Raw genomic sequence first — 24,300 nt, 5'->3', positions numbered from 1 at the left:
GCAAGGCGGAGGGTCGCCCCGGTACTGGGTGTACCGGGGCGATCCCGACAACGCGGCGAGCGTGCGTGCCAGGCGCCGCGAGGCAGGCGGGACTTTGAAGACAGGCCCTAGACCAGCTCGGTGCGGCACTGCGGGTCGTCGGACGCACAGTCGACGGTGTTCGTCGCGCCGACCCCGACCAGCGCGAAGTTGCGCAGGCTGCGGGTGCCCGGTGCGAAGTACCCGGCGTGCCCGACGGCACCGTCGGCCGACAGGATCCGGGAGCCGAAGGACGGGTCGACCGGGTCGGCGCCGTGGCCGAGCCCGCCGACCTCCAGGTTCGGGATGTCCTGGATCCAGTCGTCGGAGTCCCGCATCGCCCAGACCCGGGCCTGGGTGCCCAGCCTGGCGCGGTTGTCGGCCCGCATACCGGGGCTGCCGGCCACCGCGATGTCCCCGACGTTGGACGGCAGGTCCCGGGCCGCGACCCCGCACACCACGGAGCCGTAGCTGTGGCAGAAGAGCGAGACGGCGTCGGAGGAGGGCAGCGAGTTCACCAGGGCGCGCAGCCGGATCGCCGCGTCCGCGGCGAGCTTCCCGGTGGCGGCCTCGACACCGACACCGGACGGCGAGGTGAAGTCGGCCCAGGCGATCACGGCCGTACGGGCGCTCGGCCGGGCCTCCCGCTCGGCACCGTAGAGGGCGCGCCCCATACCGACCGGGGCGGTGGTCGCCCGCGCGGTGCGCTCGAAGGTCGACAGATTGGTGTCCACGCCGGGCACCACGACGGACACCCGGTGGGCCGCCGGGAGATTGCCGAAGACCTCGGCGGCCCGGCCGCCGCCGGCCGGATCGAAGGCCAGGATCTGCCGGCCCGGGCTCATCATCGAGTCGAGGCGGTGCATCAGCCGGCCCGCCTCCTGGCGGCCGACGGGGGTGAGCCGCTGGTCGTTCATCCGGCGCTTCTCGACGCGCCGGGCGTCGTCGATCGCCATCCGGTTGGCGCGGTAGCGCAGCTTCACGGGGGCGCCGCCCATATTGCCCACGACCAGCGGATAACGGTCGGCGAGCTGCTGCTTCTCGGCCCGGCTGAGGGTGGCGAAGAAGGCCCGGAGCGCGGCCGGCGGACCCTGGGGGTCGGGCAGCGGGCGTCCGAGGAAGGTGGCGTGCTGCCAGGAGTTCCTGGCGGTGGCCAGCGGGTTGGCGTCCTCGTTGTTGCCTCTGACCGCCGTCCAGCCCGTTATGGCGAGCATGACGAAGACCACCGCCAGAGCGAGGGCGGCACGCCAGGCCGTGGACTGAAGGAAACCGGAGGAGGGGCCGAGACCCGAGAAGGAATTCACCGCGAGCCACCCTAGGAGACGTGAGAGGGCGCTCGCTGTGACCGTGAGTGATATCACGTTTCGCGGTGGGTATTTCGACCAAAACGGACACGATCCATCGATTTCCGGTGCTCAGGCGTGCAGGGGTGATCTCAGGAGGGGCTCACCATGATCGCTTAGCGAAGGGGGATCGTCACGGAGAGTGATGGAAATCGCCATCGGCGGAGCCGCCGGTTCCGCCCGGCCCGGCGCGTCCGCCGGGCCCGTCGCCGGTGTGCTCAGCGCGCCCGCCAGTCGTCCTCCATGGCCGGCCCGATGTGGTCCAGATACGACGTGGTCAGCTCACGGATCGACGCCACGCTGCACTCCTGGCCCTCGCCCCACACCTGACCCGCCACCCGCATCACCCCGCCGAACGCGGCGACCAGCACCCGCGGCCGGGGATCGGTGTCCACATCCAGCCCCTCGCGCCGGGCGATCAGCCGCGCTATCTGCTCCTCCATTTCGGAGGAGCGCCGCAGGTGCGCGGCAATCAAGGCGGGCGTCGACTCGATCATCCGGAACGAGCGCATGTACAGCTCCACCGGGATCACCGACTCGATGGCGCCGCCGATGTCGTCCCAGGCCACCATCACGGACTTGCGCAGGGCGGTCAGCGGCGCCTCCGTCGCGGGCCGTTCGGCCAGTACTTCGAGGAAGCGCGCCTCGACCATCTCCTGGACGGCGAAGGCGACGTCCTCCTTGTTCGCGAAGTAGCGGAAGTACGTCCGCTGGGAGACATCCACCGCCTCCGCGATCTCGTCGATCGTCGTCGTCTCGTATCCCTGCTCCGTGAACAGTTCGAGCGCCGCGCGGATCAGCGCGTCGCGGGTGCGCTGCTTTTTACGTTCCCGCAGGCCCGCGGGCGCCGTATGCGGCGTCGGGGTCGCCATCCTGAGCCGCCTTTCCGTGGTGTTCTCGCTGCTCAGGTTACCTGTGAGCGAGATGACAGTTACCGACTCATGAAATGCTTTGTCAATTGTCAGTGGCTGACATTAGCCTCGTCCCATGAGTTCTCAGACCCCGGTGGCCGAAGCGGCGCCGGACCTCTCCGTACCGGATCCCCCCAAGGGGCTGCGCGGTCATCCGTGGCTGACCCTCTTCTCCGTGGCCATCGGCGTCATGATGGTCGCCCTGGACGGCACGATCGTCGCGATCGCCAACCCGGCCATCAAGCAGGACCTCGGCGCCTCGCTCGCCGACGTGCAGTGGATCACCAACGGCTACATGCTCGCGCTGGCCATCGCGCTGATCACCGCGGGCAAGCTGGGCGACCGCTTCGGGCACCGCCAGACCTTCCTCATCGGCATCCTCGGCTTCGCCGCCGCCTCCGCCGCCATCGGGTTCTCCGAGGAGGTCGCGCTGGTCATCACCTTCCGGGTGCTCCAGGGCCTGTTCGGCGCGCTGCTGATGCCCGCCGCGCTGGGGCTGCTGCGCGCCACCTTCCCGGCCGAGAAGCTCAACATGGCGATCGGCATCTGGGGCATGGTCATCGGCGCCTCCACCGCCGGCGGCCCGATAGTCGGCGGACTGCTGGTCGAGCACGTCAACTGGCAGTCCGTGTTCTTCATCAACGTCCCGGTCGGTGTGCTGGCACTCGTCCTGGGCCTGGTGATCCTCAAGGACCACCGCGCGGAGAACGCCCCCCGCTCGTTCGACATCCCGGGCATCGTGCTGCTCTCCGGCGCGATGTTCTGCCTCATCTGGCCGCTGATCAAGGCCGGGGAGTGGCACTGGGACAGCATGAAGACCTGGGGCTTCCTGATCGCCTCCGTGGTCCTCTTCGCCCTGTTCGCCCTCCTGGAGACCAAGGTCCGCGAACCGCTCATCCCGCTGCGGATGTTCCGCTCCCTGCCGCTGACCGCCGGCACCGTCCTGATGGTGCTGATGGCCTTCGCCTTCATGGGCGGCCTGTTCTTCGTGACGTTCTACCTCCAGAACGTGCACGGCATGACGCCCGTCGACAGCGGTCTGCACCTGCTGCCGCTCACCGGCATGATGATCGTCGGCTCGCCGCTGGCCGGCGCCCTGATCACCAAGTTCGGCCCGCGCATCCCGCTGGTCGGCGGCATGGTCCTCACCGCAGTCGCCATGTACGGCATGTCCGGCCTCGACACCGGCACGGGCACCGGCCTGATGTCCCTCTGGTTCGCGCTGCTCGGCCTGGGTCTTGCGCCCGTCATGGTCGGCGCCACCGAGGTCATCGTCGGCAACGCCCCGCTGGAGCTCTCCGGCGTCGCCGGCGGTCTCCAGCAGGCCGCCATGCAGGTCGGCGGCAGCCTCGGTACGGCCGTGCTCGGCGCGGTGATGGCTTCCCGCGTCGACAGCGACCTCCCGGGCAACTGGCGGTCGGCCGGCCTCCCGCCGGTTCCGCCCGCGCAGTCGTCCCAGCTCTCCGACGCCGTCTCGGCCGGTATCGCACCGATCCCGAAGGGCACCCCGCCGGAGTTCGCCCAGAAGATCACCTCCGTCGCCCACGACACCTTCGTGTCCGGCATGGGCCAGGCCTTCACGGTCGCCTGCGGTGTGGCGGTGGTCGCGGCGGTCGTCGCCTTCTTCACCAAGCGCGGCGCGAACGCCGAGGCGGGCGCCGGCGTCGGCCACATCTGACCGGCGCCCCCGGTGGTACGGCGCCCCGCCCCGCGGAGCGACGTACCACCGGCCCGTACGCAGCGCCCGAATCCACCGCCCTTCCCGGCCCGCGAGTCTTTCCGGCTCCGCGCGCCTTCCCGGCTCCGCGCCACCGCGTCGATGCCCCCGCCCGTCAACCAGCTGCCCCGGACCTCCGCCGGACCCCATCCGCCGCATCCCAGGCGGCAGTTGGCCTCCAGCGGCACGCCGAATCCCTCATCCGGATGAGCCGGTCCGGGAACCCCGCCGCTCCACTACGGCGCGCGGCGTACCACCCGCGGCCACCACACCCCGGCAGACACCGGGAGGAACGGTTCCGCGGCCCTCCCTCGCCGCCCCGCCGCACGTCAACCTCGCGCCCCGGCCACCGCGCGCAGGCGAGCTGGGCTGTCCACATACCTGATCCGGGTGGTAGCGCCGCCACGGGCTTGGCAGCCGCGCCCCGCCCTCGCGAAGCTCGATGACGAACCCGCCGCGGGCAACCGGCCCGCCGCGGGGCCTCAGCGTCGTACTCCACGGGGGAGATTTCATGCGCCTGCAAACGTTCCGGACCACCGCGCTGCTCACCGGCCTGCTCGCCGCACTGACCGCGGCACTCGCCGCACCGCCGGCCCTCGGCACCGCCCACGCGGCCGGCGGCCGTCGCACCGCCGCCTCCGGCGCCTGCGACGCGGGTCAGCTCTGCCTCTGGCCGAAGGCCGGCTTCCAGGGCGGCCGGCGGACCTACGAGCTGTCCGGCACCGATATCGAGCGCTGCGTCCCCCTGCCCAAGGGGAGCAGCGCCGCCGCCCTCGCCAACCGCACCGGCCGGCCGGTCACCACCTACCAGAGCGGGGAATGCGCCGAGACCGCCGAGTTCGACACCTATCCGGGCGGCGGTAGCTGGGTGCCCCGATCCCCGTACCGGGTAAGGGCGTTCAAGGTATGGGAGCGCTGAACCGGCGGCCCGTGGGCCCGCCGCCGCCCGCCCGTACACCCCGCCGCACAGCACCGCGCCCCCCGACCGGCGAAGGGCGCTGGTCGGGGGGCGCGGCGGAAGCGGTGCGGCGGCAGGCCGCGGAGAGGTCAGGCGTCGCCGCCGGCCTCACCCGCGTCGGCGGCCGCGACGTCCAGGAGCTGGTAGCGGTCGATCGCCTGCTTCAGCAGCGACCGGTCGACCTTGCCCTCCTTGGCGAGCTCGGTGAGCACGCTCAGGACGATGGACTGCGCGTCGATGTGGAAGAAGCGGCGGGCCGCACCACGGGTGTCCGCGAAGCCGAAGCCGTCGGCACCCAGCGACTGGTACGTGCCGGGAACCCAGCGCGCGATCTGGTCCGGAACCGCACGCATCCAGTCCGAGACCGCGATCTTCGGGCCCTCGGCGCCCTTGAGCTTCTGCGTCACGTACGGGACGCGCTGCTCCTCCTCCGGGTGCAGAAGGTTGTGCTCCTCGATCTCCACCGCGTCGCGGCGCAGCTCGTTCCAGGACGTCGCCGACCAGACATCGGCCTTGACGTTCCACTCGTCCGCGAGGATCTGCTGCGCCTCGACCGCCCACGGCACCGCCACACCCGAGGCGAGGATCTGGGCGCTGTGCTCGCCCTTCTCGCCGGGCTTGACGCGGTGCAGACCCTTGAGGATGCCCTCGGCGTCGACATCGGCCGGCTCCGCGGGGTGCAGGATCGGCTCGTTGTAGACGGTCAGGTAGTAGAAGATGTCCTCGGAGTTCTCGCCGTACATCCGGCGCAGACCGTCCTTGACGATGTGCGCGATCTCGTAACCGTAGGCCGGGTCGTAGGCGACACAGGCCGGGTTGGTCGAGGCCAGCAGCTGGGAGTGGCCGTCCGCGTGCTGGAGACCCTCACCGGTCAGCGTCGTACGGCCGGCGGTGGCGCCGAGCACGAAGCCGCGGGCGAGCTGGTCGGCCATCTGCCAGAACTGGTCACCGGTGCGCTGGAACCCGAACATCGAGTAGAAGACATAGACCGGGATCAGCGGCTCGCCGTGCGTCGCATAGGCGGAACCCGCCGCGATCAGCGACGCCGTGCAGCCCGCCTCGGTGATGCCGTCGTGCAGCATCTGGCCGGTCGGCGACTCCTTGTAGGCGAGGAGCAGTTCGCGGTCGACCGACTCGTACTGCTGGCCCAGCGGGTTGTAGATCTTGGCCGACGGGAAGAACGCGTCCATACCGAAGGTCCGGTACTCGTCCGGCGCGATCGGCACGAAGCGCTTGCCGATCTCCTTGTCCCGCATCAGGTCCTTCAGGACCCGGACGAACGCCATGGTCGTGGCGATCTTCTGCTGCCCCGAGCCCTTCTTGGCGCCCGCGTAGGCCTTGTCGTCCGGCAGCTTCAGCGGCTCGGCGCGCACGACACGGGTGGGCACATAGCCGCCCAGGCCCTTGCGGCGGTCGTGCATGTACTGGATCTCTTCGGAGTCGCGGCCCGGGTGGTAGTACGGCGGCAGGCCGTCCTCCAGGTCCTTGTCCGGGATCGGCAGGTGCAGCCGGTCACGGAAGCCCTTGAGGTCCTCGACCGTCAGCTTCTTCATCTGGTGGGTCGCGTTGCGGCCCTCGAAGTTCGGGCCGAGCGTCCAGCCCTTGACGGTCTGCGCGAGGATCACCGTCGGCTGGCCCTTGTGGGCCTTGGCCGCCGCGTACGCCGCGTAGATCTTCTTGTGGTCGTGACCGCCACGGCCCAGGTGCAGGATCTGGTCGTCGGTCATGTTCTCGACCATCGCGCGCAGCCGGTGGTCGTCACCGAAGAAGTGCTCGCGGATGTACGCACCGGTCTCCGTGGCGTACGTCTGGAACTGGCCGTCGGGGGTGGTGTTGAGCTTGTTGACCAGGATGCCGTCGCGGTCCTGCGCGAGCAGCGGGTCCCAGCTGCGGTCCCACACCAGCTTGATGACGTTCCAGCCGGCGCCGCGGAACTGCGACTCCAGCTCCTGCATGATCTTGCCGTTGCCGCGGACCGGGCCGTCGAGGCGCTGGAGGTTGCAGTTGACGACGAAGGTCAGGTTGTCCAGGCCCTCGCGGGCGGCGATGGACAGCTGGCCGAGCGACTCGGGCTCGTCCATCTCGCCGTCGCCGAGGTACGCCCAGACGTGCGACTTGGAGGTGTCGGCGATACCGCGCGCCTCCATGTAGCGGTTCATCCGCGCCTGGTAGATCGCGCCGAGCGGGCCGAGGCCCATGGAGACGGTCGGGAACTCCCAGAAGTCCGGCATCAGCCGCGGGTGCGGGTAGCTGGACAGCCCGTCGGGAGCCTTGGACTTCTCCTGCCGGAAGGCGTCGAGCTGGCCCTCGGACAGCCGGTCCAGGAGATACGCGCGGGCGTAGACACCGGGCGAGGCATGACCCTGGAAGAAGATCTGGTCGCCGCCGTCACCCTGGTCCTTGCCCCGGAAGAAGTGGTTGAAGCCCACGTCGTAGAGGGAGGCGGAGGAGGCGAAGGTGGCGATGTGGCCGCCGACGCCGATGCCCGGACGCTGAGCGCGCGAGACCATCACGGCGGCGTTCCACCGGGTCGCGTTCAGGACCTTGCGCTCGATCTCCTCGTTGCCCGGGAAGAACGGCTCGTCCTTGGTCGCGATGGTGTTGACGTAGTCCGTGCTGCGCATCTCGGGCACGGCCACACGCTTCTCGCGGGCGCGCTCGATCAGGCGGAGCATGAGGTAGCGGGCACGTTCCCGGCCTCGCTCGTCGACGGCCGCGTCGAGCGAGTCGAGCCATTCCTGGGTTTCTTCGGGATCGAAGTCCGGGACCTGGCTGGGAAGGCCGCCAATGATGATCGGGTTTCGATCGGATCCGGAAGCCACGCTGTTCCTTCGTGTTCGGTTCGTGTCGTGCCCGGCAAGATTTTGATGCTGCGCACGGACGAATGCTGTCTCTGCCTTGGTGTCGCGCCGTCTTCCATCGTGTACCGAGCCACACGGATACGTCACCTCTACTGATGGGTAACCCATCCGTAGAGAGATGGCGCTGAAAAGGCCGATTTCTTTGGTCGGCCAAATCGCAACCATACGCCCATGTCGAAAGTGCTTCGCGTACGGACGTGCGGACCCCGAAATCAGGTCCGCGAGCTGCGGCCGCCCCCCGAAGGGACCAGTCCCGCGCCAGTACCCGATAAACCCTGGAGAACGCTGTGGCGTGAATCACTTCGGCCTGTCCTACTGGGGTCGTGGTTGCGGCGAGACGCGTCCAAACGTCACCGTTTCGGCGGTCTGGACCGCCGGGTACTTGCGCGATCCGCCCGGCCCGTGTGGACTACGCCCAATGCTCCGCGCACGCGCGGGGTCCCCGAGCATTTCCGAAACATGACAGGAGGCAATCCGTGAGCGCGACCGCGGACCACGCGGAGGAGCGGACCAACCCTGCCGCCAGGCTGGGGTTCGAGCCCGGACAGGTGGTCCAGGAGATCGGTTACGACGACGACGTCGATCAGGATCTCCGCGAAGGCATTGAGACCGTGATCGGCCAGGATCTCGTCGACGAGGACTACGACGATGTCTGCGACGTCGTCGTGCTGTGGTTCCGCGACGAGGACGGCGACCTCACGGACGCGCTGGTGGACGCCATCGGCCTGATCGACGAGGGCGGGCAGATCTGGCTGCTGACCCCGAAGACCGGCCGTGAGGGCTACGTCGAGCCGAGCGACATCAATGAGGCCGCGCAGACCGCGGGTCTGTCCCAGACCAAGAGCATCAACGCGGCCAAGGACTGGACCGGCAGCCGCCTGGTCACACCCAAGTCCGGCAAGCGCTGAGCCGCACCGACTCGACGTTCGCCACCGAGCCCCCTCCGCCCTGTTCCGGAGGGGGCTCGGCCCTGTTCAGGCGGGGTTCCCCGGGCGTGCACCGCTGCGCGTAGGGTTGGTCGCGTCCTGTAGAGAGTGAGCGGAAGGGAAGCACCCCATGGCGATCGAGGTCGGCACGAAGGCTCCGGATTTCGAGCTGAAGAACCAGCACGGCGAGCTCGTCAAGCTCTCCGACTTCCGAGGCGAGAAGGCCGTCGTCCTCCTCTTCTACCCCTTCGCCTTCACCGGTGTGTGCACCGGCGAGCTCTGCGCGCTGCGTGATGAGCTGCCGGCGTTCGTCAACGACGAGGTCCAGCTGCTGGCCGTCTCCAACGACTCCCCGTTCTCGCTGCGCGTCTTCGCCGAGCAGGAGGGCCTGGAGTACCCGCTGCTGTCCGACTTCTGGCCGCACGGTGAGGCCTCGCGGGCGTACGGCGTCTTCGACGAGGAGAAGGGCTGCGCGGTGCGCGGCACCTTCATCATCGACAAGGAGGGCGTGGTGCGCTGGACGGTCGTCAACGGCCTGCCCGACGCCCGCGACCTGAACGACTACGTCAAGGCGCTCGGCAACCTCTGAGCCGGCGCCCGCCCCGGCCACCGCTGCGCCCGCCGGGCCGACATCCGCATGATCCAGGTGCGATAGCTGCAATCGGTGGGAACCGGTCACTAGGATCAATTCGTTGATCCGATGCCATGCACGATGGGGGCGCAGGTACCCCTCGAATCTATGGGAGGACTCGTGGGAGTCAGCCTCAGCAAGGGCGGCAACGTCTCGCTGACGAAGGAAGCCCCCAATCTGACCGCCGTCGTCGTCGGTCTGGGCTGGGACGCGCGTACCACCACCGGTACGGACTTCGACCTGGACGCCAGCGCCATGCTGACGAACGACCAGGGCAAGGTGGCCAACGACCAGAATTTCGTGTTCTTCAACAACCTGAAGAGCCCGGACGGTTCGGTCGAGCACACCGGTGACAACATCACCGGTGAGGGTGAGGGCGACGACGAGCAGATCAAGGTGAATCTGGCCGCGGTGCCGGCCGATGTCGCCAAGATCGTCTTCCCGGTGTCGATCTACGACGCCGAGACCCGCCAGCAGAGCTTCGGCCAGGTCCGTAACGCCTTCATCCGCGTCGTCAACCAGGCCGACAACAATGAGCTGGCGCGCTATGACCTGAGCGAGGACGCCTCGACCGAGACCGCCATGGTCTTCGGCGAGCTGTACCGCAACGGTGCCGAGTGGAAGTTCCGGGCCATCGGCCAGGGCTACGCCTCGGGCCTGCGCGGCATCGCCCAGGACTTCGGCGTCAACGTCTGACCGGCCGGACCCGAGGTCCGCTCGCCGACGTCCGGCCGGGCAGCGCTGCCATAGCGGCTGCCCGAGCCAGGAACCACCGCGTCCGGCGCCGTACGTCCCTGTCCGGGGAGTGCGGCGCCGGACGCGCTTGAACGAGGGTTGCGGGCCGCGCGCCGAGCGGGCCCGCACCGACACCGGGGAGGAAGCGAACGATGAGCGTCACGCTTGCCAAGGGGGGCAATGTCTCCCTGTCCAAGGCCGCACCGAATCTCACGCAGATCATGGTGGGCCTCGGCTGGGACGCGCGGTCCACGACCGGAGCGCCGTTCGACCTGGACGCCAGCGCGCTGCTGTGCGGGTCGGGCCGGGTGCTGGGGGACGAGTACTTCGTCTTCTACAACAACCTCAAGAGTCCCGAGGGCTCCGTCGAGCACACCGGGGACAACCTCACCGGCGAAGGTGAGGGCGACGACGAGTCGATCCTGGTGGATCTTTCCCAGGTGCCCGAGCAGGTGGACAAGATCGTCTTTCCGGTCTCCATTCATGAGGCCGATCAGCGCGGCCAGAGCTTCGGCCAGGTCAGCAATGCCTTTATCCGTGTCGTCAACCAGGCCGACGGCAGCGAACTCGCCCGTTACGACCTCAGCGAGGACGCCTCCGGCGAAACCGCGATGATCTTCGGCGAGGTGTATCGCTACAACGGCGAATGGAAGTTCCGGGCGGTGGGGCAGGGGTACGCGTCGGGCCTTCGGGGCATCGCTCTAGACTTCGGGGTCAACGTTTCGTAAAGCGCCGCGCGCTGCGCGCGGGGGACCCCACACAGCGAGGGATTGGGTAGGCAGTGCTCCTGAAAACCTTTGGCTGGTCGTTCGCCATCACGGCGCTCGGCCTCGCCTTGGCGGGCGTGCTCTGGGGGTGGCAGGGGCTGGCGATTGTCGGGATCCTGTCCGTCCTGGAGGTTTCCGTCTCGTTCGACAACGCCGTCATCAACGCGGGCATCCTGCGCAAGATGAACGCCTTCTGGCAGAAGATCTTCCTTACGGTCGGCATCCTCATCGCCGTGTTCGCCATGCGGCTGGTGTTCCCGGTCGCCATTGTCGCGATCACCGCGAAGCTGGGACCGATCGAGGCGGTCAACCTCGCCATCAATGACAAGGCGCAATACCAGGAACTGGTCACCAGCGCCCATCCGGCCATCGCGGCCTTCGGCGGTATCTTCCTGCTGATGATCTTCCTCGACTTCATATTCGAGGAGCGCGATTACAAGTGGCTGTCCTGGATCGAAAAGCCGATGGCCAAGATCGGCAAGCTGGACACCCTGTCCGTCATCATCGCGCTGGTCGCCCTGCTGGTGGCCGCGATGACCGTGGCCACCGACGTCGCGCACGGCGGCGGTGACAAGAGCGCCACGGTGCTGCTGTCCGGCGTCGCGGGCCTCATCACGTACCTCATCGTCGGCGGTGTCTCCGGCTACTTCGAAGCCAAGCTGGAGGACGAGGACGAGGACGAGGAGGCCGACGAGGCCGCGGCGGCTCCCGCCACGAAGGGCAACGGCTCGGCCGTCGGCCTGGCCGGCAAGGCCGCGTTCTTCATGTTCCTCTACCTCGAGGTCATCGACGCGTCCTTCTCCTTCGACGGCGTCATCGGGGCCTTCGCGATCACCAACGACATCTTCATGATGGCGCTGGGCCTGGGCATCGGCGCGATGTACATCCGGTCGCTGACGGTCTTCCTGGTCCGTAAGGGAAGCCTGGACGACTACGTCTACCTGGAGCACGGCGCCCACTACGCGATCGGCGCGCTGGCCGTCATCCTGCTCATCACGATCAAGTACGAGATCAGCGAGGTCATCACCGGCCTGGTCGGTGTCGTGCTGATCGGCCTCTCGTTCGCCTCCTCCGTGATCCGGAACCGGCGTGAGGGCAGGCCGGGAGACACCTCCGGAGACAAGCCGGAAGTCGTGTCCGGAGTGTGACGCGGCGCTGATTGAGGAACGCTCTCTGCGGGGCGGCTTGAGGTGCGGACCTCGGGCCGCCCCGCAGTAGTTGGGGCCGAGCAATGGGGTGGGCAGGGTGTCGTTCCTGGGGAAGCTGTGGCGCGGTGGCGCGCAGAAGTTTGACTTCGACAGCGGTGGCGCGTCGTACGTCGTCGAGCTGACGAAACGGAATCCGGTCGTCTCGCTGACCAAGCAGGGGGCCGCCACCGGGCATCTGCGGGTCAATCTGCACTGGCAGATGCGGACCTCGGACCTTCATGAGCGGGGCGGGCAGGGCAAGGGCGGTCTGCTGCGGCATCCGGGCAAGCTGTTCAAGCCCGAGATCGTGCAGGCGCAGGGACCGGCCGTGGTCAATGTCGACCTTGATCTGGCCTGTCTGTACGAGCTCAAGGACGGCACCAGGGGCGTGGTGCAGCCGCTGGGCAACTTTCTGGGTGACCTCAACGGGTCGCCGTTCGTCAAGCTCAGCGGTGACGACCGCTTCGGTTCGGGGTCCGGCGAGACGCTCTACATCAACTTGGACCACCGCGACGAGATCAAGCGGTTGCTGATCTTCGTGTACATCTACGACGGCACACCGGCGTTCGACCGTACGCATGCCGTCGTGACGCTCTACCCGAGCAGCGGGCCGCGGGTGGACGTCAAACTGGACGAGCGGGCGCCGCAGGCCCGCTCCTGCGCCGTCTTCATGCTGGAGAACACCAAGGACGAGCTGACGGTGCGCCGCGAGGTGAAGTACGTCTACGGCTTCCAGGCGGAGCTCGACCGGCTGTACGGCTGGGGGCTCCAGTGGGGGCGGGGTTACAAGACCAAGGTGTGAGCCGCGCCCCGTGCGGCGCGCTGACGGTGCAGCGTGCCGCCGGGGGCGCCGCCGGCCGGCGGGCTTCCGGGGTGTGCGGTGTCCGGCGGGGCGGCCACGCCGGCTTTCCGCTAACGGCGCTGGAACTGCGGTCCCTGAGGCGGCAGGACGAAGGACGGGTCCGGTACGAACGGCTGCTGCATCGGGTAGCCGTAGGTCGAGGCCGGGTGCGGCTGCGGAGCGCCGTACGCGGAGGGCGGCTGCTGCGGCGGCTGGTACTGGGGCGGCGGCCCCGGGTAGCCGTAGGCGGGCTGGGCCGGGGGCTGCGTGGGCGGCGGCGGAACGTGTGGCGGGTAGCCGTAGCCGCCAGTCGTGGGCGGGGGCGCCGCGGGGGGAGCGGCGGCCGGGGGCGGCGGTGCGGAGGAACCCGGCTCCGGCAGCGCGTCCGCGACATGCTGGGTGACGGCATCGGGGTCCGCCGTCGGAGAGGTCTGCGGGTCCGCCGCGGAGGGCGGGCCCGAGGCCTCTTCCGGCCAGGTGCTGGGCGGCGGGGTCGCAGGGGAGTCGGAGGAGCCGGCCCCGGGGCCGGAGGCGGAGGGGGCTGCGGAGGAGGCGGAGGGGGCTGCGGCGGACGGGCCGGGCGCGCCCTCCGTGGATGGCTTGTCGGCCGTGGGCTCCGCGGCGGGCGCCGCCGACACCGGTGCCTCCGAGGCCGGCGGAGCGGAACGTCCGGAGGCCGCTTCGTTCTCGTCCACCGAGATCCCGAACTCGGTCGCCAGGCCGACCAGTCCGGTCTCGTACCCCTGCCCCAGCGCCCGGAACTTCCAGGTGTCGGCGCGGCGGTACAACTCCCCGCAGATCAGGGCCGTCTCATCGCCCGTCTCGGGCACCACGTCGAAGACCGCGAGCGGCTCGCCGTCGCTCGCCGCCGCGTCGTACAGCAGGACCTGGAGATCCGTGACGCCCGCGAACGCGCCGCCGTCCGAGGACGCGGCCAGCACGACCCGGTCCACCGACGGATCCAGCGCCGCCAGATCCGCCTCGATGGTGTCGGTCAGCTTGTCGGTGAGCTGGGTCTTGGGCAGATGCCGCACCAGGCCGCTGGGGTGGCGCGGTTGGTTGTAGAAGACGAAGTCCTCGTCGGAGCGCACGCTTCCCTCGGGGCTCACCAGCAGGGCCGAGGCGTCGACATCGGGGACACCGGCGCCGGGCGTCCAGCGCAGGACGGCCCGAACAGCCGTGGCATCGAGGGGTACGTTCGACCCTTTCAGCATCGCGTGCGTCATGCCGTAATCCTGCCTTCCCTGAGGTCGCAGCGACAACGCGGGGGGCCCGGAGACGTGCGGGGATCGCGCTTGCGGCCACCTGGGCGCCTCGTGGGGGTTACGTGATTTTCACGCACGCGGGAACTAACCAGGCCCCCACACACGTACGATTACCGGCTGGATCCAGACAGCGAGACGCAGCGGGGGTGCCCGGGTCCCGCAGGCAGACGGGGAGTTATATGCAGCATTTTGGGCATCTTGCGCCCGAGACTCGGAAGGCGCTGTTCCACCAGGAGCCGGTGGAGTTCACCGCCGATTCTCCGGCTCGCACGCTCGCGGTCGCTCTGGGGGCCACGCTCTACAGCCCCGCCACCCGCCCGAGTCTCGCCGCCGACGTCCTCAAACAGGCCGGGCGCGGCGTGATGTCCATGGTGCTGTGTCTTGAGGACTCCATAGGGGACGCGGATGTCGAGGCCGGCGAGGAGAACCTCGTACGGCAGCTCGGGCTTCTCGACGAGGCGGCCGCCGCCGGCACCGGCCTTCCGCTGCTGTTCGTCCGCGTCCGCACCCCCGGTCAGGTACCGGACCTGGTCCGCCGCATGGGAACCGCCGTCCACAGACTGTCTGGATTTGTACTTCCGAAATTCACCGAGGAACGTGGCGTCCCGTTCCTCGAAGCGGTGACCACGGCCGAGTCCGACTGCTCCCGCCGGCTCTTCGCGATGCCGGTGCTGGAATCTCCCCAGCTGCTGCATCTGGAGACCCGCGCCGAGACCCTTCAGGGCATCGCCAGGACCGTCGACAAATACCGGGACCGGGTGCTGGCCCTGCGGCTCGGTGTCACGGACTTCTGCTCCGCCTACGGCCTGCGCAGACCGCCCGACATGACGGCCTACGACGTCCAGATCGTCGCCTCCGTGATCGCCGACGTGGTGAATGTGCTCGGACGGGCGGACGGCACGGGCTTCACGGTCACCGGCCCGGTGTGGGAGTACTTCCGGCTGCATGAGCGGATGTTCAAACCGCAGCTGCGGCGCAGCCCCTTCCTCGGACGTGCCGAGGAACTGCGGACGGCCCTGATCGAGCACGATATGGACGGCCTGCTGCGCGAGATCGAACTCGACCGCGCGAACGGCCTTCAGGGCAAGACCTGTATCCACCCCTCGCATGTCGCGCCGGTGCACGCCCTCTCGGTCGTCAGTCACGAGGAGTTCAGCGACGCGGTCGACATCCTGCGGCCCGAACGGGGCGACGGTGGGGTGTTGCGCTCCTCGTACACGAACAAGATGAACGAGGTGAAGCCGCATCGCGCCTGGGCCGAGCGGACCCTGCTGCGCGCCGAGGCGTTCGGGGTCGCCCGGGAGGGGATCGGTTTCGTGGAGCTGCTGACGGCGAGTGTGCCGCAGAACTGAGCTGCGGTGATCGAGATGAACATGACGATGGAGGAGACGGAACGCGTGGTCTGGACAGGAGAATGGGTCGCCGGTCGGCTCGGGGTCTCGCTGAGCGGCGGGGACGAGCTGCCGGAACTGCTCGGGCTCGCGCTGCGGCGTAACCCCAAGCGGGCCCATCTGCTCGTGTCGAACGTGCTCGGCAAGCATGTGCCGCAGCGACCGGGCGTGGTCCATGGCGCCGGCATCGGCCTGGGACGCCGCGTGCGCAAGCTGCTGGGTGACGAGGCCGCCGCCCGATCCGTCGTCCTGGGCTACGCCGAGACCGCCACCGGCCTGGGACATTCGGTCGCCGACGGCCTGGCCCTCGCGCCGTATCTGCACTCCACCCGTCGCCCGGTGGCCGGTGTCGCGCAGGTGGGTGGATTCGAGGAGGAGCACAGCCATGCCACCTCCCATCTGCTGCTCCCCGAGGACCGCGCACTCCTGGCCGGAGACGGACCGTTGGTGCTCGTCGACGACGAGTTCTCCACCGGCCGCACCGTGCTGAACACCATCAAGGCGCTGCATGCGCACTTCCCGCGCGAGCGGTACGTGGTCGTCGCCCTGGTCGACATGCGCTCCGATGCGGACCGCAGCCATTTGGAGAAGTTCGCGGCGGAACTGGGCGCCCGCGTCGACCTCATCGCCATGGCCGCGGGCGGCGTACGGCTGCCCGAGGACGTGCTGACCCGCGGGCAGGAACTCGTCGCGGCACACGAAGCCGGTGCCGCACCTGAGGCGGGTGCCGCACAGGAGTCGGGGGCTGCCCCGGGGAGCACGTCGGCTCCTAGGGGCGGCGAGCAGAATGCGGCAGGTGCTCCGGCGGCATCCGATGGCCGCGACGCTGACGTCGTACGGGTCGACCTCGGCTGGCCCGCCGGGCTGCCGGACGGCGGTCGGCACGGCTTCACACCGGAGCACCGGGCACAACTGGAGGCCCATCTGCCGGGCATGGCAACCCGTATCGCACGGCGACTGGACGGTGCCCGCCGCATTCTCGTCCTCGGCAACGAGGAATTGATGTACGCGCCGTTGCGGATAGCCGAGGCTCTGGATTCCCTCGTCGCGCGGGACAGCGCCGACGCGGCGGCCGGTGATGGCACCGGGGCGGGGGGCGGCGCCCTCGCGCCGGGGGCCGGCCGGCCGTCTGCCTCGACCGCAGGCACGGGTGTCTTCTTCTCCACCACCACCCGGTCGCCGGTGCTCGCCGTCGACGACCCCGGCTACGCGATACGGACCCGGCTGTCCTTCCCCGCGCACGACGATCCCGCCGACGGGCCGGGGGAGCGGTACGCCTACAACGTGGCGGCCGGTACCGACCCGGAGCGTCGCTTCGACGCCATCGTAGCCGTCGTGGATTCGCACGGTGACCTCTCCGAACTGCACGCCCCCGACGGTCTGCTGAGCCGGCTCGCCGCGCACACCGACCGACTGCTGCTCGCCGTCATCCCCTCGTACGCCCCGCCACCACAGGCCGGACCTATGCGCCTTCCCGAGCCGCTGCGCGGCCCCGCCTTCTCCTCCTACACCGCTGACGAGGTCGGGTGGCTGCTTCAGGATCTCTCCGAGGTCACCCTGGAAGCGCCGACCGAGGAACGCGAGGAGGCGATTCAGCGCGGTGGCGCGCACTACGCGGAGTCGCTGCCCGTCGAATACCAGCCGAGCGAGGACTACCAGGCGCTCTTTCACAGCGCGCTGCGGACCTCCGCGAGCCGGATCGCGCGGGCCGTCGGGACGGTCACCGAGACCGTGCTCGCCGAGCGCAGCCCGCGTCCCGTCCTGGTGTCGCTGGCACGGGCGGGTACCCCCGTCGGCGTGCTGATGCGTCGCTGGGCGCAGCACGTGCACGGTCTGGACCTGCCGCACTACGCGGTCTCGATCGTCCGTGGCCGGGGCATCGACACCACCGCGCTCCGGTGGCTGGCCGCCCAGCACGATCCGGCGGATGTCGTCTTCGTGGACGGCTGGACCGGCAAGGGCGCCATCACCCGCGAACTCGCGCAGGCTCTGGAGGACTTCCCGGGCTTTGACCCGCGGATCGCCGTGCTCGCCGACCCCGGCGGCTGCGTCGAGACTTATGGCACCCGCGATGACTTCCTCATCCCGTCCGCCTGCCTCAACTCCACCGTCTCCGGCCTCATATCGCGCACCGTCCTGCGCGACGATCTCGTGGGCCCCGATGACTTCCACGGCGCGAAGTTCTACCGCGAGCTGGCCCCGACCGATGTGTCGCGCACCTTCCTGGACGCGGTCAGCGCGCGCTTCGACGAGGTGGTCCCGGACGTCGCCGAAGAGGTGAAGGAACTGGCCGCCGCCGACCGGGCCCCCACCTGGGAGGGCTGGGCGGCCGTCGAGCGGATCAGTGAGGAATACGGCATCCACGACGTGAACCTCGTGAAGCCCGGTGTCGGGGAGACCACCCGCGTACTGCTGCGCAGGGTCCCCTGGAAGATCCTGGCCCGGCGGGGTGCCGGGACCGATCTCGATCATGTGCGCCTCCTGGCTGAACAACGGGGCGTGCCCGTCGAAGAGGTCGACGAACTGCCCTATACCTGTGTGGGCTTGATCCACCCCCGCTTCACTCGCGGGGCCACGGGTGCTGACGGCAAGGCGGTGGCCTCCTCATGAGCGCGATCGTCGCCAGCGACCTCGACCGCACCCTGATCTATTCGGTCGCCGCGCTGGGCCTCGCCATGCCCGACGCCGAGGCCCCCCGCCTCCTGTGCGTGGAGACATACGAGCGCAAGCCGCTGTCCTATATGACGGAGACGGCCGCCGGGCTGCTCGCCGAACTGGCCGGCAGGACCACCTTTGTGCCGACCACCACCCGCACCCGAGAGCAGTACGGCCGCATTCATCTCCCGGGCCCGGCACCGGAGTTCGCCATCTGCGCCAACGGCGGGCATCTGCTCGTACGGGGCGAGTCGGACCGGGACTGGCAGCACACCGTCGCCGAGCGGCTCGCCGCGCAGTGCGCGCCGCTCGATGAGGTCCGCGCGCATCTCGTGCGCACCGCCGACCCGGCCTGGCTACTCAAGGAGCGTGTCGCGGAGGACCTCTTCGCCTATCTCGTCGTGGAGCGGCCGCTGCTGCCGGACACCTGGGTGAAGGACCTCGCCGGCTGGGCCGGCGAACGCGGCTGGACCGTCTCGCTTCAGGGCCGCAAGATCTATGCCGTGCCGCAGCCGCTGACCAAGAGCGCAGCCGTGGCGGAGGTGGCGCGCCGCACCGGGGCGTCCGAGATCCTCGCGGCCGGCGATTCGCTCCTCGATGCCGATCTGCTGCTGGCCTCCGACCGCGGATGGCGGCCCGGACACGGGGAACTGGCGGACTCCGGCTGGAGTGCCCCGCATGTCACGGCGCTCGAAGAGCGGGGTGTCGCCGCGGGCGAGGAAATCGTGCGGGCTTTCATCCGCGGCGCCGTTCCCCCGAGCCACGCCGGCTGACACGGACCATGACAAAGACCGCCACCGCCAGTGCAGTTGCCGCAAGGACCACCTTCGAGTAGACGTCCACATACCCCGTCACCTCTTCCCAGTTGTCGCCGAGCAGATAGCCGGCGAGGACGAAGATCGTGTTCCAGATGAAGCTGCCGAGGGTGGTCAGGGCGAGAAAGACCGGTATCGGCATGCGCTCGATTCCGGCGGGTATCGAGATGAAGCTGCGGAAGAGGGGAATCATCCGGCCGAAGAACACCGCCTTCGTCCCGTGCCGCCGGAACCAGCGCTCCGTCTTCTCGATGTCGGAGACCTTGACCAGCGGCAGCTTCGAGGCGATCGCGACCGTGCGCTCGCGCCCGAGCAACGCGCCCACGCCGTAGAGCGCCAGGGCACCGGTCACCGAGCCGAGGGTCGTCCACGCGAGGGCGGAGAACAAAGGCATGCTCTCGCGGGCGGCCGCGAAGCCCGCCAGCGGCAGGATCACCTCGCTCGGCAGCGGTGGGAAGAGATTCTCGGCGGCGATGGCCACACCCGCGCCGGGCGCGCCGAGCGTGTCCATGAGGTCGAGGATCCAGCCGGGTGCGGTGCTTCCGATGCTTTCGGTCATGCTTCAACGCTAAGAATTCTTGTCTCGCGGCACATTGCGGTACACCGCACGAAAGACTGCGGTTTTCCGCAGTGTGCGCGGACCCGCGATGCGGCTAGCGTTTTGATCATGTTGGGAATTGCGCGGCGCGGATTGCGCCTGGCGACAGGACTGGTGCTCGGTGCCGTACTCGCGGTGGCCGAGCTCCCCTTCGTCGTGCTCGCCGGCCTCTCCCTGCTGTGCGTGTTCGCCTGGCCGCGCGGCCGCCGTGCGGTCCTCAAGCCCCTGGCGGCCGTCGCGCGAGCCCTGACCGAGACCCACCGGCGCCGCCTCCGCGTCTACGTCGCGGCCGACACCTCGGGCGCGTACGCGGACCACCGCGCCCTGCAATATCTGTCCCTGCGCTGGGGATTGGGCGTGCTGGGCGCTCTTGTCCTGGGCGCGGCGCTGATCGGAATGGCGTACGGCATCTCCTGGATCTTCATCCTGCTGCTCACCGACGTCCGCCACCCCGGCACCCTCGCGCTCTCCAGCGTCGGCGGCCTCTTCCTCCTCTTCCTCAGTCTTCAGGGCACCTTCGGGGTCGCCGGGCTGGAGACCGGGCTCGCGCGGTACTACCTCGGCCCCAGCCACCACGAGACGCTGGAGCGCCGCATCGAGGAACTGGCCGCCACCCGGGCCGGTGTCATCTTCGCGGTCAACGACGAGCGCCGGCGTATCGAACGCGATCTGCACGACGGTGTGCAGCAGCGGCTGGTCGCCCTGGGGATGCTGCTCGGCCGCGCGCTGCGCAGCCAGGACGCGCGGCGCGCGGAGCAACTCCTGCGGCAGGCCCACGAAGAGAGCGGCCAGGCCCTGACCGAGCTGCGCGAAGTGGCCTGGCGGGTCTATCCGACGGTGCTGGACGAAGCAGGGCTGCGCGCAGCACTGGAAACGGTCGCCGAACGCTCGGCCATCCCCGTACGCCTCGACTACGCACTGGTCACCGAACCCGACACCGCCGTGGCCACGGTCGCCTACTTCGTGGTCTCAGAAGCCGTCACCAACGCCGTCAAGCATTCCGGCGCCGGACGGATAACGGTCCGCGTCGCCTCTGGCGAGGACGCCGTGCTCGTGCACATCGAGGACGACGGACCGGGCGGCGCGGATTCCTCCGGCAGCGGTCTGTTCGGGCTGGCCCGCCGGGTCGCCGCCGTCGACGGCCGGTTCCGGGTGGACAGCCCGGCCGGCGGACCGACCACCATCACCGCGGAGTTGCCGTGCGCGTAGTGCTGGCCGACGATTCGATCCTGTTGCGTGAGGGCCTGGTGCGCCTGCTCGCCGAGGAGGGGCATGAGGTGGCAGCCGCGGTCGGCGACGCCGATCAGCTGATCGCCGTGCTGGAGCAGGCGGGGAAGGAGGGGGAGAAGCCGGACGCGGTGGTGGTGGATGTCCGGATGCCGCCGACGCACACCGATGAGGGGCTGCGTGCCGCCGTCCGGATCCGGGAGCGCTGGCCCGATATCGGCGTCCTGGTGCTCTCGCAGTACGTCGAGCGCCGCTATGCGACAGAGCTGCTGACCGATGACAGCGAGGGGGTGGGCTATCTGCTCAAGGACCGGGTGGTCCAGGTCGACGAGTTCCTGGACGCGCTGGAGCGGGTGAGTACCGGAAAGGCCGCCTTCGACCCCGAAGTCGTACGGCAGCTGCTGATGCGCAGTCGTCGCACGGACCCGCTGGGCACGCTGACCGCACGCGAGCAGGAGGTGCTCCGGGAGATGGCACAGGGCCACACCAACGCGGCCATCGCGGTCCGGCTGCACATCTCGCAGAGCGCCGTGGAGAAGCACATCAACGCGATCTTCGACAAGCTCGATCTGACCGGCACCTCCGGTTACTCGCGCCGGGTGCTGGCGATTTTGCGGTACTTGGGGACATGAGACCGGGGATTGCGGCCGGTCGGCGATCAGCTCGACTAGTCTCGCCGAGGCGGTTGGCTGCACCGTCCGGTGACCGGCCGAGACCGCGATCCTTGATCAAGGGGAGAGCCAATGGTGGAGTCCAAGAGCACGCCGATCACACCGGAGATGTACGAGTACGTCCTCGCCCACAATCCGCCGTTGAACGCCGCGCAGCGGGACATCGTGGAGCTCACGCACCAGCAGTTCCCCGAGGCGGCGGGGATGCAGTCGGCGGAGGAACAGGGGCCGCTGCTGGCGTTCCTGGTGCGGCTGACCGGGGCCCGGCATGTCGTCGAGGTAGGGACGTTCACCGGATTCTCGACGCTGTCCATGGCGCAGGCGATGCCCGCGGACGGCACGCTGATCGCGTGCGATGTCTCCGAGGAGTGGACCGCCTACGGCCGGGAGTCCTGGGCGAAGGCCGGGGTCGCGGACCGAATCGATCTGCGGATCGCGCCCGCGCTGGAAACACTGCGGGCGATGCCGGAGGAGCCGCATATCGACCTCGTCTATCTCGACGCGGACAAGGGCGGCTATATCGCCTACTGGGAGGAGCTGGTGCCCCGGCTGCGGCCGGGAGGTCTGATCGTCGCGGACAACGTTCTGTACCACGGGGAGGTCGCCGACCCGGCGGCCACCGGGAACGCCCTGGCGATCAGGGCGTTCAACGATCATGTGCTGGCGGACCCTCGTATGGAAGCGGTGATCCTCACCGTGGCGGACGGTGTGACGCTGGCGCGCAAGCGATAGCGGCCCTTGTCCGCGTCACCATGAGCGCGGCCCAGCGCGGCCAGGACGCGGTGCGGCGGGCCCTAGCCGCAGCAGCCGCCTCCGCAGCAGCCGCCGCCTCCGCCGCCCCCACCGCTCGGGGCGCGGGAGGGGGCGGAGGCGGAGCCGCCGACGGCGACCGTGGAGAGGAGCTTCACCGTGTCCTCGTGGCCCTCGGGGCAGACGGCCGGGGCGGAGGACTCGGCCATCGGCCGGTTCAGCTCGAAGGTGGAGCCACAGGGGCGGCACCGGTATTCGTAACGAGGCATGGGCACAGGTTAGCCGCGGCGCCGCTCAGCGCACGACGGTGCCGGGCGGCGCGCCCAGCATGCCCAGCTCCGAGCGGGTCGGCGCGCCCTCCCAGTCGCCGGGCGACGCGACCGCGAACGCCCCGGTGGTGACGGCACGCTCCAGACGTCCGGCCGGCCCTTCGCCGTCCAGCAGGGCCGACAGATAGCCCGCCACGAAGGCGTCGCCGGCGCCCACGGCGTCCACCGCGCGTACCGGTTTGGCGGGCCGGTGCAGGGAGCCGCTGTGGGTGAAGGCCGTCGCACCCGCGGCGCCGAGTTTGACCACGATCTCCCCGACACCCAGGTCCAGGAGGAGCCGGGCCTGCGTCGCCACGGTGGCCGCGGCGTCGTCGGCCACGACCTCGCACAGCGGCAGCTCGTCATCGGAGGCGATCAGGAGATCCACCGCGGGAAGCCATTCGCGGAGGACCTCGGCCGCCTCTTCGGCGGTCCACAGGCGGGCGCGGAAGTTGACATCGAGACAGACCAATGACCCGTGATCCCGGGCCAGTTGCAGGGCGCGCCGGGCCGCCGAGCGGGCCGTGGGGCTCAGGGACGGAGTGATCCCCGTCAGATGTAGGACGCGAGGCGGAGCGGCGGCGAAGGCGCTCTGGATCACTTCCGCGGTGAGCCGGGAGCCGGCCGATCCCGCGCGGTAGTAGTGCACCCGGGTGACCTCGGGCAGCCGCGGCTCGAAGAGCAGCAGCCCGGTCGGGGCGCCGGGGTCGGTCGTGACGCCGGATATCTCGACGCCCTCGGCCCGCAGCGTACGCAGCACCAGCTGTCCGGCCTCGTCCTCGCCGACCGCACCCGCCCAGCGGACGTGGTGTCCGAGACGGGCCAGGCCGATCGCGACATTGCTCTCCGCCCCGGCGATGGAGACGTTCATCGTGCCGCCGAGCTTCAGCGGGCCGCTGCCCCGTAGGGCGACCATCGTCTCCCCGAAGGTGAAGACGTCCGGGCGGCCGGGCTGCCCGGGAAGCAGCGGACGGCGGGTGGCCGCTCCGGGGCCGGGGGCATCCTGCCGGCCCTCGTCACCCGGTGCGCCCGGCCGTCCCGTCATCCTGCGCACGCCGCCTTGAACTCCGCCGCCCGCTTGCGCAGTCCGTCCAGGTCGCCGCCGTCCGCCGCGTCCCCGACCAGCGGCGAACCAACGCCCACCGCCACCGCTCCGGCGGCGAAGTACGCCGGCGCAGCGGCCGCGTCCACCCCGCCGACCGGCACGAACGCCAGCTCGGGGAAGGGGACGCGGAGCGTCTGGAGATACCCGGGCCCGCCGACCGACGCCGGGAACAGCTTCAGGGCCGAGACGCCCAGAGCATCGGCCGCGATCACCTCGGACGGCGTCAGCACCCCGGCGAGCGTCGGGAGACCCTGCCGTACGGACTCCTCCAGACCGGCCCCCAGACCGGGCGTGACGATGAGGTTGGCCCCGGCCTCGGCGGCGCGCCGGGCATCAGCGGCGGTCAGAACGGTGCCGGCGCCGAGCCAGGCCGCATCGCCGAGCTCGGCGCGCGCCCGTTGGATGACCGTGAGGGCGTCGTGTCCGCTGAGCGAGACCTCGATCAGCGGAAGGTCGGCCTCCGCAAGCGCCATGACCGTACGGAACGACGCCTCCGCATCTCTGCCCCGGATGATGGCGATCAGCCGCTCGGTCCGGAGCGCTGTGCTGAAGTCCATGGCGTTCCTGCTTTCTCCTGCACCCCGCCGCGTGCGTACTGCGCGCGACCGGGCCGTTCGGGC

22 protein-coding genes are annotated in these 24,300 nt (G+C 69.8%); 14 read left to right on the top strand and 8 right to left on the bottom strand.

Annotated elements, in window-relative coordinates; translation table 11 throughout:
• Window positions 1-107 precede the first annotated feature (107 nt).
• Entirely contained in the window at window positions 108-1,322 is a 1,215-nt protein-coding gene (locus ACZ4XD_RS00945; RefSeq protein WP_468036893.1) for an alpha/beta hydrolase, read from the bottom strand.
• A gap of 257 nt (window positions 1,323-1,579) precedes the next feature.
• Window positions 1,580-2,233, bottom strand: a complete 654-nt coding sequence (locus ACZ4XD_RS00940; RefSeq protein WP_468036891.1) for a TetR/AcrR family transcriptional regulator — start codon at window positions 2,231-2,233, stop codon at window positions 1,580-1,582.
• Between the two features lie 115 nt (window positions 2,234-2,348).
• Here ACZ4XD_RS00940 and ACZ4XD_RS00935 point away from each other — a divergent pair, with 115 nt between their 5' ends.
• Both ACZ4XD_RS00935 and ACZ4XD_RS00930 read left to right on the top strand, forming a co-directional pair.
• Window positions 2,349-3,950, top strand: a complete 1,602-nt coding sequence (locus tag ACZ4XD_RS00935; RefSeq protein ID WP_468036889.1) for an MFS transporter — start codon at window positions 2,349-2,351, stop codon at window positions 3,948-3,950.
• 550 nt (window positions 3,951-4,500) lie between these two features.
• Window positions 4,501-4,908: a peptidase inhibitor family I36 protein gene (locus ACZ4XD_RS00930; RefSeq protein WP_468036887.1), complete on the top strand. Its 408-nt coding sequence runs from the start codon at window positions 4,501-4,503 to the stop codon at window positions 4,906-4,908.
• A gap of 128 nt (window positions 4,909-5,036) precedes the next feature.
• Here the strand turns inward: ACZ4XD_RS00930 and aceE are convergent, their stop codons facing one another.
• On the bottom strand, window positions 5,037-7,769 hold the full coding sequence (gene aceE / locus ACZ4XD_RS00925; RefSeq protein ID WP_468036885.1) for a pyruvate dehydrogenase (acetyl-transferring), homodimeric type: 2,733 nt from the start codon (window positions 7,767-7,769) through the stop codon (window positions 5,037-5,039).
• Between the two features lie 515 nt (window positions 7,770-8,284).
• On the opposite strand from aceE, the gene ACZ4XD_RS00920 reads away from it, so the two are divergent.
• The 6 genes from ACZ4XD_RS00920 (at window position 8,285) to ACZ4XD_RS00895 (ending at window position 12,856) form a co-directional block, all read left to right on the top strand.
• Window positions 8,285-8,716, top strand: coding sequence for a DUF3052 domain-containing protein (locus ACZ4XD_RS00920; RefSeq protein ID WP_006605843.1), 432 nt, complete (start codon window positions 8,285-8,287; stop codon window positions 8,714-8,716).
• 148 nt (window positions 8,717-8,864) lie between these two features.
• Window positions 8,865-9,323, top strand: a complete 459-nt coding sequence (locus tag ACZ4XD_RS00915; protein ID WP_085926184.1) for a peroxiredoxin — start codon at window positions 8,865-8,867, stop codon at window positions 9,321-9,323.
• 162 nt (window positions 9,324-9,485) lie between these two features.
• Complete coding sequence (locus tag ACZ4XD_RS00910) at window positions 9,486-10,061, top strand: TerD family protein (RefSeq protein WP_042154329.1); 576 nt, start codon at window positions 9,486-9,488, stop codon at window positions 10,059-10,061.
• 191 nt (window positions 10,062-10,252) lie between these two features.
• On the top strand, window positions 10,253-10,828 hold the full coding sequence (locus ACZ4XD_RS00905; RefSeq protein ID WP_042154327.1) for a TerD family protein: 576 nt from the start codon (window positions 10,253-10,255) through the stop codon (window positions 10,826-10,828).
• Window positions 10,829-10,881: 53 nt separating this feature from the next.
• Entirely contained in the window at window positions 10,882-12,015 is a 1,134-nt protein-coding gene (locus ACZ4XD_RS00900; RefSeq protein WP_468036882.1) for a DUF475 domain-containing protein, read from the top strand.
• A gap of 88 nt (window positions 12,016-12,103) precedes the next feature.
• On the top strand, window positions 12,104-12,856 hold the full coding sequence (locus ACZ4XD_RS00895) for a TerD family protein (protein WP_468036880.1): 753 nt from the start codon (window positions 12,104-12,106) through the stop codon (window positions 12,854-12,856).
• A 110-nt stretch (window positions 12,857-12,966) separates the two neighbouring features.
• On the opposite strand, the gene ACZ4XD_RS00890 is transcribed toward ACZ4XD_RS00895, so the two are convergent.
• Window positions 12,967-14,121, bottom strand: coding sequence for a TerD family protein (locus tag ACZ4XD_RS00890; RefSeq protein ID WP_468036878.1), 1,155 nt, complete (start codon window positions 14,119-14,121; stop codon window positions 12,967-12,969).
• Between the two features lie 218 nt (window positions 14,122-14,339).
• Between ACZ4XD_RS00890 and ACZ4XD_RS00885 the strand changes: the two genes are divergently transcribed.
• The 3 genes from ACZ4XD_RS00885 to ACZ4XD_RS00875 are packed head-to-tail and all read left to right on the top strand — an operon-like array spanning window position 14,340 to window position 18,979.
• Window positions 14,340-15,512, top strand: a complete 1,173-nt coding sequence (locus tag ACZ4XD_RS00885) for an HpcH/HpaI aldolase/citrate lyase family protein (RefSeq protein WP_468036876.1) — start codon at window positions 14,340-14,342, stop codon at window positions 15,510-15,512.
• Window positions 15,513-15,527: 15 nt separating this feature from the next.
• On the top strand, window positions 15,528-18,161 hold the full coding sequence (locus tag ACZ4XD_RS00880; RefSeq protein ID WP_468036874.1) for a phosphoribosyltransferase: 2,634 nt from the start codon (window positions 15,528-15,530) through the stop codon (window positions 18,159-18,161).
• Window positions 18,158-18,979 (top strand): HAD family hydrolase, encoded by an 822-nt coding sequence (locus ACZ4XD_RS00875; RefSeq protein WP_468036872.1) that lies wholly within the window; start codon window positions 18,158-18,160, stop codon window positions 18,977-18,979. The genes ACZ4XD_RS00880 and ACZ4XD_RS00875 overlap by 4 nt, the downstream gene beginning before the upstream one ends.
• Here the strand turns inward: ACZ4XD_RS00875 and ACZ4XD_RS00870 are convergent.
• Window positions 18,942-19,580: a DedA family protein gene (locus tag ACZ4XD_RS00870; protein ID WP_468036870.1), complete on the bottom strand. Its 639-nt coding sequence runs from the start codon at window positions 19,578-19,580 to the stop codon at window positions 18,942-18,944. The two genes, ACZ4XD_RS00875 and ACZ4XD_RS00870, sit on opposite strands and share 38 nt — an antisense overlap.
• Window positions 19,581-19,688: 108 nt before the next feature.
• Here ACZ4XD_RS00870 and ACZ4XD_RS00865 point away from each other — a divergent pair, with 108 nt between their 5' ends.
• From ACZ4XD_RS00865 to ACZ4XD_RS00855, 3 genes are all read left to right on the top strand, one after another.
• Window positions 19,689-20,828, top strand: a complete 1,140-nt coding sequence (locus ACZ4XD_RS00865; protein WP_468036868.1) for a sensor histidine kinase — start codon at window positions 19,689-19,691, stop codon at window positions 20,826-20,828.
• Complete coding sequence (locus ACZ4XD_RS00860) at window positions 20,819-21,478, top strand: response regulator transcription factor (protein WP_468036866.1); 660 nt, start codon at window positions 20,819-20,821, stop codon at window positions 21,476-21,478. The genes ACZ4XD_RS00865 and ACZ4XD_RS00860 overlap by 10 nt, the downstream gene beginning before the upstream one ends.
• A gap of 111 nt (window positions 21,479-21,589) precedes the next feature.
• The gene (locus ACZ4XD_RS00855) at window positions 21,590-22,249 is read left to right on the top strand and encodes an O-methyltransferase (protein WP_468036864.1); all 660 of its coding nucleotides are present in this window, start codon (window positions 21,590-21,592) and stop codon (window positions 22,247-22,249) included.
• A 62-nt stretch (window positions 22,250-22,311) separates the two neighbouring features.
• Here ACZ4XD_RS00855 and ACZ4XD_RS00850 read toward each other — a convergent pair whose 3' ends face one another.
• From ACZ4XD_RS00850 to ACZ4XD_RS00840, 3 genes are read right to left on the bottom strand one after another with little or no spacing between them, the layout of a single operon-like run.
• Window positions 22,312-22,536: an FmdB family zinc ribbon protein gene (locus ACZ4XD_RS00850; protein WP_468036862.1), complete on the bottom strand. Its 225-nt coding sequence runs from the start codon at window positions 22,534-22,536 to the stop codon at window positions 22,312-22,314.
• A 25-nt stretch (window positions 22,537-22,561) separates the two neighbouring features.
• A complete protein-coding gene (locus ACZ4XD_RS00845) occupies window positions 22,562-23,620 on the bottom strand; it encodes a sugar kinase (protein WP_468036860.1) in 1,059 nt (352 codons plus the stop codon).
• Window positions 23,617-24,237 carry a bifunctional 4-hydroxy-2-oxoglutarate aldolase/2-dehydro-3-deoxy-phosphogluconate aldolase gene (locus tag ACZ4XD_RS00840; protein WP_468036858.1) on the bottom strand — a complete coding sequence of 207 codons (621 nt, stop codon included), beginning with the start codon at window positions 24,235-24,237 and terminating at the stop codon, window positions 23,617-23,619. Before ACZ4XD_RS00840 ends, ACZ4XD_RS00845 begins: the two co-directional genes overlap by 4 nt.
• Window positions 24,238-24,300 lie beyond the last annotated feature (63 nt).

Source organism: Streptomyces sp. NPDC029466 (assembly GCF_055574515.1).
This window is presented reverse-complemented; position numbering and strand designations above follow the sequence as displayed.